The following is an 11,065-nucleotide window of genomic DNA, read 5'->3' on the forward strand; positions in this document are numbered from 1 at the left end:
GGGATTATATAGGCATCGTTCGGGTTTCGCTTGGGATCTTGACCAGATGTCATGACCCAATCGCTTGTATCAGCACTCGTTCAACCCTTCACGAAACCGGATCGCCAGCGCTTTCAGGTTCTGACGCCAGCTCTCCAGCTCCTCCAGGCTCAGTTCCTCCGGCGCCTCTTCTTCATCCAGATTGACAGCCTGAATCAGCGGCTGGGTCACGTCCCCTTTCGGCTTGTGCGGCGCGCGAGGCGGCTGAAACAGCGCAGCATGAGCGGCCAATAGCTTGGCCAGCCAGGTTTCCGGGTTACTGGCCAGTTCGATCAGCTCAGCCATTTCCGGAATGGCGATGGTTTCCAGCACTTCGCGCGTCAGCAACAACTCTGCACGGGGCGCATTGGCCTGAGGCAGGCGATAGAAGCCAGCGATTTCATGACACAAGCCCAACAACGCACCATACAAGTGAAACAGCGCGGATTCGCGTCCGGCCTGGATCAGCGCCAGCGAATTCATCGCCCGCCCCTCTTCAGTACGGGCCAGGGCTTCCAGCGACAAGCCGGCGAAGTAAATCTTCTGATTGGTACGGGTATAAAGTTCGTGGGCCATAACGGCAGCCTCCACAACGAAATGATTGCTTCATGCAGGTTGGACAGTGTCGTGGATGAGCCGATCCGGTCGCAAGCCCAGCCACCCCCTGTAGGAGCGAGTTTACTCCGGGCGGCGCTCCGACGATGGTCGTTAACGATTACGCGGGATACCTGGTTTCCAGCGGCGCTCTCACGACCATCGCGAGTAAACTCGCTCCTACAGGTCAGTTAATCGCAAACACAAAAAAGGCCGCATGGTTGCATGCGGCCTTTTCGTTACAGTTAAGGCTTCGCGCCGGGGCGCTTGTCTTCGACCACCCACTTGCCGCCGTCGTAGAACGCTTTCCAGCCAGTCGGCTTACCATCGACTTCGGTCTGCACGTACTGCTCCTTGGTCTTGCGACTGTAACGAATCACAGCCGGGAGGCCATCGGGATCTTTCTTCGGCGCTTCGCAGAGGAAGTGATACTTCGGATCGATCTCATCCTTGTGCGGGATGATTTCCATCACCAGCGGAGCACGGGTCTCGCGGTTCTTCGGAAACTGGCTGGCCGCCAGGAACAGGCCGGAGGCACCATCGCGCAGGATGTAGGTGTCGTTGACCTTTTCGCATTTCAGCTCAGGCATCTTCACCGGATCCATCTTCGGCGGTGCTGCGTCACCGCTCTTGAGCAGCTTGCGAGTGTTCTTGCAGGTGGCATTGGTGCAACCGAAGAACTTGCCAAAACGACCCGTCTTGAGTTGCATCTCGCTGCCACACTTGTCGCACTCCAGGCTCGGACCTTCATAGCCCTTGATGCGATAAGTGCCCTCTTCGATTTCGTAGCCATCACAATCGGGGTTGTTCCCGCAGATATGCAACTTGCGCTTCTCATCGAGCAGGTAGGCATCCATCGCCGTGCTGCAGATCGGGCAGCGATGCTTGCCGCGCAGTACCAGCGATTCCGATTCACCCTCGTCATCCGCGGCGATTTCATCGCCCGGCACCAGGTTGACGGTGGCCTTGCAGCGCTCTTTCGGCGGCAGACTGTAGCCCGAGCAACCGAGGAACACGCCGGTCGACGCCGTACGGATCTGCATTGGACGACCGCAGGTGGTGCACGGAATGTCGGTCATCACCGGCTGGTTGGCACGCATGCCGCTTTCCGGGCTTTCGGCTACTTCGAGTTTGTTCTTGAAGTCGCCGTAGAACTCATCGAGCACGTTTTTCCAGTCGCGCTCGCCCTGGGCCACATCATCGAGATGCTCTTCCATGCCGGCGGTGAAGCCGTAGTCCATCAGGTTGGAAAAGCTTTCCGCCAGACGCTCGGTGACAATGTCACCCATCTTTTCCGAATAGAAACGACGGTTGTGCAGCGCCACGTAGCCGCGGTCCTGGATGGTCGAAATGATCGCTGCGTAGGTCGAAGGACGACCGATGCCGCGTTTTTCCATTTCTTTTACCAGGCTGGCTTCCGAGTAACGCGCCGGCGGCTTGGTGAAGTGCTGGGTCGGATCAAGCTTGATCAGCTTCATCGCGTCGCCCTGGGCCATGTCCGGCAGCACATCGTCGTCGCCTGGCTTGGCGATTTGCGGCATGACACGGGTATAACCGTCGAACTTCAGGATGCGGCCCTTGGCGCGCAGCTCGAAGTCACCAGCGCCCACAGTGACGGTCGTCGACAGGTATTGCGCCGGCAGCATCTGGCAAGCCAGGAACTGGCGCCAGATCAGCTCGTAGAGGCGCTCAGCGTCACGCTCCATGCCCGACAGCTTGCTTGGCTCGGTATTGGCATCGGACGGACGAATCGCTTCGTGGGCCTCTTGTGCGCCTTCCTTGCTGCTGTAGACGTTCGGCGTTTCCGGCAGGTACTTCTTGCCGAACTCGCTTTCAATATAAGTGCGTGCCATCGCTACGGCATCGACCGAGAGGTTGGTCGAGTCGGTACGCATGTAAGTGATGTAGCCGGCTTCGTACAGACGCTGGGCCATCATCATGGTTTTCTTCACACCGAAGCCCAGGCGGTTGCTCGCAGCCTGCTGCAGGGTGGAGGTGATGAACGGTGCCGACGGCTTGCTGCTGGTCGGTTTGTCTTCGCGCTTGACGATGCTGTAGCTGGAAGCCTTGAGCTTTTCCAGCGCGGCCATGGCCTGGGCTTCGTTGAGCGGCTTGAAGGCTTCGCCTTTTTCACGAGCGACGTCGAAACGCACGGCCGCGCCTTTTGCGGTGCCGAGGTCGGCGTGCACTTCCCAGTACTCTTCCGGGATGAATGCGCGGATTTCACGTTCGCGCTCAACCACCAGCTTCACGGCAACCGATTGCACGCGACCGGCGGACAAACCGCGAGCGATCTTCGCCCACAACAGCGGTGAAACCATGTAGCCCACGACGCGGTCGAGGAAGCGGCGCGCCTGTTGGGCATTGACGCGGTCGATGTCCAGCTCGCCCGGCTGGGAGAAAGCTTCCTGAATCGCCTTCTTGGTGATTTCGTTGAACACCACGCGCTTGTAGCGGCTGTCGTCGCCACCGATGGCTTCGCGCAGGTGCCAGGCAATGGCTTCCCCCTCGCGGTCCAAGTCGGTTGCGAGATAGATGGTGTCAGCATCCTTGGCGAGCCGGCGCAGCTCTTCGATGACTTTTTCCTTGCCCGGGAGGATCTCGTACTTGGCTTTCCAGCCATGATCCGGATCGACCCCCATGCGCGCGACCAGTTGCTTGCGCGCTTTTTCTTTCGGCGACAGTGCCGGCGCTTCACCCGCAGCAGCCTTGCCGCGCTTGGCGGCTGGCTCTTTGCTGGCGCTCGCCGAACCGCTGGTGGGCAGGTCTCGGATATGGCCGATACTCGACTTCACCACGTATTCGTTGCCCAAATACTTGTTGATGGTCTTGGCCTTAGCCGGGGATTCCACAATGACCAGCGATTTGCCCATGGATCGGAAAATTCCTGAATTCGAGAAGTGAAAGGCGATTGGCGCCTGACGCGGCACCGCTATATATAGTGGCAACAAGGTGAGGTCAAGCGCAGGGTATTGCGCGGACTCAGCTTATGGCTTCTTGAAAAGACTCTCTTCGGCCTGCACCAAAGCAAAGCGTGGCACCTGTTCGCCGTCAACCTCGACGGACTCCAGGAACATGCTCAAGGGACGCACCCAAAAGCCGTAATCGCCATACAGGGCTTGATAGAAGACCACTTCTTCTTCGGTTTCCGAATGCCGCGCGACACTGAATACGCGGTACTGCGGACCTTTGTAATGTTGGTAGAGCCCAGGTTGTATCGGCATGCTTTGGCCCTCGCTCAAATTTTTTAAAACAAAAAAGAAAATAAATCCGGAAAAACAAAAACCGGGGCACTTGGCCCCGGCTTCCATCGACGAGACGCTTAAACGCGTTCGAAGACGGTGGAGATGCCTTGGCCGAGACCAATGCACATGGTGGCCACCCCGAAGGTGCCGCCATTTTGCTTCATCACATTGAGCAAAGTGCCGGAGATACGTGCACCGGAGCAACCGAACGGGTGACCCAGGGCGATCGCGCCACCGTGCAGGTTAACCTTCTCGTTCATCTTGTCGAGCACTTTCAGATCTTTCAGCACTGGCAGGGCCTGTGCGGCGAAAGCTTCGTTGAGCTCGAAGAAGTCGATGTCGGAGATACCCAGACCCGCGCGCTTCAGTGCTTTTTGTGTGGCCGGTACTGGACCATAGCCCATGATTGCCGGATCCACACCTGCCACTGCCATCGAGCGAATCACCGCCATAGGCTGGATACCCAGGTCCTGTGCGCGTTGCGCCGACATCACGATCATGCACGAAGCACCGTCGGTGATCTGCGACGAGGTACCGGCTGTCACGGTGCCGCCCTTTGGATTGAACGCTGGCTTGAGTGCCGCCAGGCTTTCCAGGGTGGTTTCCGGACGAATGGTTTCGTCGTAGTCGAAGGTTTTCAGGAAACCGTTCTCGTCGTAGCCCTGCATCGGGATGATTTCGTCTTTGAACTTGCCTTCCACGGTCGCCTTGTGGGCGAGTTGGTGGGAGCGCAGGCCGAAAGCGTCCTGTTGTTCGCGGGTGATGCCGTGCATTTTGCCCAGCATTTCCGCGGTCAGGCCCATCATGCCCGAGGCTTTCGCCGCGTACAGCGACATGTGCGGGTTCGGATCGACACCGTGCATCATGCTCACGTGACCCATATGCTCGACGCCACCAACGACGAAAACGTCACCGTTGCCGGTCATGATTGCTTGCGCAGCGGTGTGCAGGGCGCTCATGGACGAACCGCAGAGACGGCTGACAGTCTGGCCGGCCGACGTGTGCGGGATCTGGGTCATCAGCGACGCCATGCGCGCGATGTTCCAGCCCTGCTCTAGGGTCTGGTTCACACAGCCCCAGATCACGTCTTCGACTTCGTTCGGGTCGACCTTGACGTTGCGTTCCAGCAGTTTGCTGATCAGGTGCGCCGACATGTCTTCAGCGCGGGTGTTGCGGTGCATGCCGCCCTTGGAGCGGCCCATCGGAGTACGACCGAAGTCGACAATCACGACGTCTCTAGGATTCAAGCTCATAAGTTCACTCTCACTCTGGTTGGGGGCGCTTAACCGAAGAAGCTCTGGCCATTTTTGGCCATTTCGCGCAGCTTCGCGGTCGGGTGGTACAGCGCGCCCAAATCAGCGTACTGGTCAGCCAGGGCAACGAACGCTGCCACACCGATCGAATCGATGTAGCGCAGTGCGCCGCCGCGGAATGGAGGGAAACCAATACCGTAGACCAGACCCATGTCGGCTTCGGCAGCGGTTTCGACGATGCCGTCTTCCAGGCAACGCACGGTCTCCAGGCACAGCGGGATCATCATCCAGTTGATGATGTCCTCGTCGGTGACTTCGCGCTGCTCGTAAACGATCGGCTTGAGCACTTCCAGCACCGAAGGATCGGCGACTTTCTTCTGCTTGCCCTTCTTGTCGGCCTCGTAGGCGTAGAAACCCTTGCCGTTCTTCTGGCCCAGGCGCTTGGCTTCGTAGAGCACGTCGACGGCCGAACGACGGTCGTCCTTCATGCGGTCCGGGAAGCCCTCGGCCATCACGTCACGACCATGGTGACCGGTGTCGATACCAACCACGTCCATCAGGTACGCCGGGCCCATCGGCCAGCCGAATTTCTCCATGACCTTGTCGATACGGACGAAGTCCACACCGGCGCTGACCAGCTTGGCGAAACCGCCGAAGTACGGGAACAGCACGCGGTTGACCAGGAAGCCCGGGCAGTCGTTGACGACGATCGGGTTCTTGCCCATTTTCTTGGCGTAGGCAACGGTGGTGGCTACCGCCAGCTCGCTGGACTTCTCGCCTCGGATCACTTCCACCAGCGGCATCATGTGCACCGGGTTGAAGAAGTGCATGCCGACGAAGTTTTCCGGATGCTTGAGGGCCTTGGCCAGCAAGGTGATGGAAATGGTCGAGGTGTTGGAGGCGAGGATAGTGCCCTCTTTGACCTGGGCTTCGACTTCGGCGAGTACGGCCTGCTTGACCTTCGGGTTCTCGACTACGGCTTCAACCACCAGGTCCACGTGACCGAAATCACCGTACGACAGGGTCGGACGAATGCCGTTGAGCACTTCAGCCATTTTCGCGGCGGTCATGCGGCCTTTATCGACGCGGCCAACCAGCAGTTTGGCGGCTTCGGCCAGCCCCTGCTCGATACCGTGCTCGTTGATGTCCTTCATCAGGATCGGCGTGCCTTTGGAAGCCGACTGGTAGGCGATACCGCCACCCATGATGCCGGCGCCCAGTACGGCGGCCTGCTTCACGTCCTTGGCGATTTCATCGTAGGCCTTGGCCTTTTTCTTCAGTTCCTGATCGTTCAGGAACAGGCCGACCAGGCTCTGCGCGGCAGAGGTCTTGGCCAACTTGACGAAACCGGCCGCTTCGATTTCCAGCGCCTTGTCGCGACCGAAGTTCGCAGCTTTCTGGATGGTCTTGATCGCTTCGACCGGCGCCGGGTAGTTCGGGCCAGCCTGGCCTGCCACGAAACCTTTGGCGGTTTCGAAAGCCATCATTTGTTCGATAGCGTTCAGCTTCAGCTTTTCCAGCTTCGGCTGGCGCTTGGCCTTGTAGTCGAACTCACCGGAAATGGCGCGCTTGATCAGTTCCAGCGCGGCCTCTTGCAACTTCTCTGGAGCAACCACTGCGTCGACAGCGCCGACTTTCAGCGCGTCTTCAGGACGGTTTTCCTTGCCCGCGGCGATCCACTCGATGGCATTGTCGGTACCGATCAGGCGCGGCAGGCGCACTGTACCGCCGAAGCCCGGGTAGATGCCCAGCTTGACTTCCGGCAGGCCGATCTTGGCATTGGTGGACATGACGCGGTAGTCCGCAGCCAGGCACATTTCCAGACCGCCACCCAATGCGATGCCGTTGATCGCGGCTACGGTCGGGACATTGAGGTCTTCGAAATCGCTGAAAATCCTGTTGGCTTCGAGATTGCCAGCAACCAGCTCGGCATCCGGCAGCTTGAAGTTGTCGACAAATTCGGTGATGTCGGCGCCGACGATGAATACGTCCTTGCCACTGCTGACGATCACGCCCTTGATCGAAGCATCTGCCTTGATGGTGTCTACGGCCTGACGCAGTTCGTTCAGGGTTAGACGGTTGAACTTGTTGACGGACTCACCCTTGAGGTCGAACTTCAGTTCGACGATGCCACTTTCAAGAGCCTTAACCGTGATGGCTTTACCTTCGTAAATCATCAACTGATCTCCACGATATGGAAGCTGAACAGTACACGTCGGACGCAGGCGATGGCTTGGCAGGGACGTTGATCGTCAATGCTACGCCTATCCACCCGGCACACCCGCCAACGCGATAGTCGGGATTCTGTAGGAGCGGTCTGAAATACAAACGCTCAATTCATACGCCCGTTTGATTTGGGTACGTCACCTTCACGGAATTTCCGACAATTGTCAATCGCCCAAAATGCGGGGTGAAACGCGACTTTGCGGTCATTTCTGTAGGACAACGACCTGAAACATGCGTTTGCATGCAGTGACATTCATAGGATCAATCATTAGAAAAGTCGCCCTAATTCGCTGCAGCCTTTGTTTGACAAGCTACGCTGGCGAAACCTCAGGGGAAATTTGAACGCTGCTGGCGAGCGCCAGGTGTGAGAGGACACAAAATCGAATTACCGGCCTGCCTGGCCATCCCGCCCGATGATGTTGTCGGGCTTTTTATTTGCTCAACCTGTAGGAGCGAGCATGCTCGCGATGGTCGTCAACGATGACGCGGGACGCCTGACACCCAGCGGTGTTCTTGCGTCCATCGCGAGCATGCCGCAAGCGGGCACCCGCTCCTACAGGGAACGGGGATCAGGCGAGCGCCTTGAGGGTGACATCGATTTGTTGGAGCACGTCGGCCTCGCCCTTTTCGCCCCAATACAAGGCGATCATTTGCTTGTCAGCCTCAACCTTGTAGACATTGCCCGGCAATTTTTCGAAATGATTGAGCAGCACCCGATCTTCACAGAGTTCCTGCCATTGGTTCACCCAGATACCCGGTGATTTTTGCCAGTAACTCCAGCACGCCGCCTGATTGCCACGCCGCGGGCGATGGTACTGGGCGCAAGGGTTAGGCGGCTCCTGGCTCAGCCAGTGCGGCCACTCCTGGGGTGCCAGTTGCATGGCCAGGCCAATGCGCCGGGCCTCCATCCGCAGGGCGATGCGCCCACTCTGGGCACGTGACGGGCGCAACCATGCCAGCGGGCTGAGTACCACCAGCAGGATTGACACCACTATCCAGACCGTCATATCTGTACTCCCGATTCTTGATGAGCCCATTGTGTCACTTTGGAACCAATGCGCTTGAAACCAGCCATACTTACCAATATTGCAACCCTCAGGAGGAGCACCTCATGCCCTACAACCATATTCTGGTCGCTGTAGATCTGACCGAAGAGTGCGACCCTGTCATCCACCGCGCTCGCGAACTGTCGGTGAGCAACGGCGCGAAATTGTCACTGGTGCACATTGTCGAACCGATGGCGATGGCCTTCGGCGGTGACGTGCCGATGGACCTGTCACAACTGCAACAGCAGCAGTTCGATCAGGCCAAGGAGCGCCTGGAGCGCCTCAAGCACAAATACGCCGAACTCGAAGGCGCCAACTGCCACCTGACCTACGGCCAGCCACGCCAGGAAATCCACCACCTGGCCAAGGAGCAAACCTGCGACCTGATCGTGGTGGGCAGCCATGGCCGGCATGGCCTGGCACTGCTGCTGGGTTCCACCGCCAATGACGTGCTGCATGGCGCGCCTTGTGATGTGCTGGCGGTGCGCCTGCAAAACAAAAGCTAAACGCTACCCCTGTAGGAGCGGGTGCCCGCTTGCGGCACGCTCGCGATGGACAACAGGGCACCGCGGGGTGTCAGGCATCCAGCGTCATCGTTGACGACCATCGCGAGCCTGCTCGCTCCTACAGGTCCAGGCCACGCATTCAAACGTGAAAAAGCCCGGCGCTCATCACTGAGCGCCGGGCTTTTTATTGCCAGATCAATCAGGCATCCAGCTCGGCCCAACGCTCGACCATCACGTCGAGCTCAGCCTGCAACTGCGACAGCTGGGCGATCACCGCAGTGGTTTCGGCAGCAGGACGCAGGTAGAAACCGGCATCCGCCATCTGCGCTTCAACAGCAGCGATCTGCTGCTCCATGTCGTCGATCTGCCCTGGCAACGCTTCCAGCTCACGCTGCAACTTGTAGCTGAGCTTCTTCTTCGCCGCCGGCGCTTCGACGACTGGCGCGACCGGTGCCGGCTCGGCCTTGACGATCGCGGAGTTCAGGTCGGCCTTGCCGGACTTGCTCTCGGTCACGCCCAGCAGACGCGGCGAGCCGCCCTGACGCAGCCAGTCCTGGTAACCGCCGACGTATTCGCGAACCTTGCCTTCACCTTCGAAAACCAGGGTACTGGTGACCACGTTGTCGAGGAATGCCCGGTCGTGGCTGACCATCAGTACGGTGCCGCTGAAGGTCAGTAGGACCTCTTCGAGCAGCTCGAGGGTTTCAACGTCAAGGTCGTTGGTCGGCTCATCGAGCACCAGCAGGTTCGCCGGCTTGCTGAACAGCCTGGCCAGCAACAGACGGGCACGCTCACCACCGGACAGCGCCTTGACCGGCGTGCGGGCACGCTGCGGGCTGAACAGGAAGTCGCCGAGGTAGCTCAGCACATGACGACTCTGGCCGTCGATTTCGATGAAGTCGCGACCTTCGGCCACGTTGTCGATCACGGTTTTTTCCAGATCCAGCTGGTGGCGCAACTGATCGAAGTAGGCAACGTCGATCTTCGTGCCCTCTTCCACCTTGCCGCTGGTCGGTTGCAGACCGCCGAGCATCAGCTTCAACAACGTGGTCTTGCCCGTACCGTTGGCGCCGAGCAGACCGATACGGTCGCCGCGCTGCAACACCATGGAGAAGTCCTTGATCAGGAACGGCCCGCCCGGGTGAGCGAAACTCACGTCCTCGAGCACCATCACCTGCTTGCCGGACTTTTCGGCGGTTTCCAGCTGAATATTGGCCTTGCCGGTACGCTCACGGCGTTCGCTGCGTTCGACACGCAAGGCTTTGAGCGCACGTACGCGGCCTTCGTTACGGGTGCGACGGGCCTTGATGCCCTGGCGAATCCACACTTCTTCCTGGGCCAGGCGCTTGTCGAACAGTGCGTTGGCGGTTTCTTCGGCTGCCAGCACGGCTTCCTTGTGGACGAGGAAGCTGGCGTAGTCGCCGTTCCAGTCGATCAGGCCGCCGCGATCAAGTTCAAGGATGCGGGTGGCCAGGTTCTGCAGGAAAGAACGGTCGTGCGTGATGAACAGCACGGCGCCCTGGAAATCCTTCAGCGCTTCTTCGAGCCAGGCGATAGCACCGATGTCCAGGTGGTTGGTCGGTTCGTCGAGCAGCAACAGGTCCGGCTCGGACACCAGAGCCTGGGCCAGCAGGACACGACGACGCCAGCCGCCGGACAACTCGGCCAGGGTCTTGTCGGCCGGCAGTTGCAGGCGGCTCAGGGTGCTGTCGACCAAGGTCTGCAGGCGCCAGCCATCGCGGGCTTCGAGGTCGTGCTGGACATGCATCAGCTTTTCCAGATCGGCGTCAGTGACGATGTTCTGGCTCAGGTGGTGATATTCGGCGAGCAACGCACCAACGCCGTCCAGGCCTTCGGCCACTACGTCGAAAACTGTCCGCTCGTCGGCCACCGGCAATTCTTGCGGCAATTCGCCGATCTTGAGCCCGGGTGCGCGCCAAACGGAGCCGTCATCGGGCTTCTGGTCGCCCTTGACGAGCTTCATCATGCTGGACTTGCCAGTGCCGTTGCGGCCGATGATGCACACCCGCTCTCCACGGGCGATCTGCCAGGACACCTTGTCCAACAACGGCATGGCGCCGAAAGCAAGGGACACATCGCTGAATTTGAGCAGGGTCATGAGCTTCTCCAAAAACCGGGCGCGCATTCTACCCGACTTGAGGCTTCAGGAGGCCGGC

Annotated in this window: 8 protein-coding genes; 1 reads left to right on the top strand and 7 read right to left on the bottom strand. The window is 59.3% G+C overall.

The features are described 5' to 3' along the window. Nucleotides 1–69 precede the first annotated feature (69 nt). The 6 genes from CAG47_RS01055 to CAG47_RS01080 all read right to left on the bottom strand — a co-directional run bounded on the left by CAG47_RS01055 (nucleotide 70) and on the right by CAG47_RS01080 (nucleotide 8,343). On the bottom strand, nucleotides 70–594 hold the full coding sequence (locus CAG47_RS01055) for a DUF6586 family protein (RefSeq protein ID WP_085723077.1): 525 nt from the start codon (nucleotides 592–594) through the stop codon (nucleotides 70–72). Nucleotides 595–857: 263 nt separating this feature from the next. Continuing rightward, a complete protein-coding gene (gene topA, locus CAG47_RS01060; RefSeq protein WP_085723078.1) occupies nucleotides 858–3,485 on the bottom strand; it encodes a type I DNA topoisomerase in 2,628 nt (875 codons plus the stop codon). A gap of 114 nt (nucleotides 3,486–3,599) precedes the next feature. Continuing rightward, nucleotides 3,600–3,836, bottom strand: a complete 237-nt coding sequence (locus tag CAG47_RS01065) for a DUF1653 domain-containing protein (protein ID WP_085723079.1) — start codon at nucleotides 3,834–3,836, stop codon at nucleotides 3,600–3,602. Between the two features lie 98 nt (nucleotides 3,837–3,934). Then, nucleotides 3,935–5,110: an acetyl-CoA C-acyltransferase FadA gene (fadA, locus tag CAG47_RS01070; protein ID WP_085723080.1), complete on the bottom strand. Its 1,176-nt coding sequence runs from the start codon at nucleotides 5,108–5,110 to the stop codon at nucleotides 3,935–3,937. A gap of 29 nt (nucleotides 5,111–5,139) precedes the next feature. After that, nucleotides 5,140–7,287 (bottom strand): fatty acid oxidation complex subunit alpha FadB, encoded by a 2,148-nt coding sequence (gene fadB, locus CAG47_RS01075; RefSeq protein WP_085723081.1) that lies wholly within the window; start codon nucleotides 7,285–7,287, stop codon nucleotides 5,140–5,142. A 618-nt stretch (nucleotides 7,288–7,905) separates the two neighbouring features. Then, nucleotides 7,906–8,343, bottom strand: a complete 438-nt coding sequence (locus tag CAG47_RS01080; protein ID WP_085723082.1) for a hypothetical protein — start codon at nucleotides 8,341–8,343, stop codon at nucleotides 7,906–7,908. 104 nt (nucleotides 8,344–8,447) lie between these two features. Here CAG47_RS01080 and CAG47_RS01085 point away from each other — a divergent pair, with 104 nt between their 5' ends. Continuing rightward, on the top strand, nucleotides 8,448–8,888 hold the full coding sequence (locus tag CAG47_RS01085) for a universal stress protein (RefSeq protein ID WP_085723083.1): 441 nt from the start codon (nucleotides 8,448–8,450) through the stop codon (nucleotides 8,886–8,888). Nucleotides 8,889–9,087: 199 nt separating this feature from the next. On the opposite strand, the gene CAG47_RS01090 is transcribed toward CAG47_RS01085, so the two are convergent. Beyond that, nucleotides 9,088–11,007 carry an ATP-binding cassette domain-containing protein gene (locus CAG47_RS01090; protein ID WP_085723085.1) on the bottom strand — a complete coding sequence of 640 codons (1,920 nt, stop codon included), beginning with the start codon at nucleotides 11,005–11,007 and terminating at the stop codon, nucleotides 9,088–9,090. Between the last annotated feature and the right edge of the window lie 58 nt (nucleotides 11,008–11,065).

It is taken from the genome of Pseudomonas sp. R37(2017) (assembly GCF_002113375.1).
Lineage (GTDB): Bacteria > Pseudomonadota > Gammaproteobacteria > Pseudomonadales > Pseudomonadaceae > Aquipseudomonas.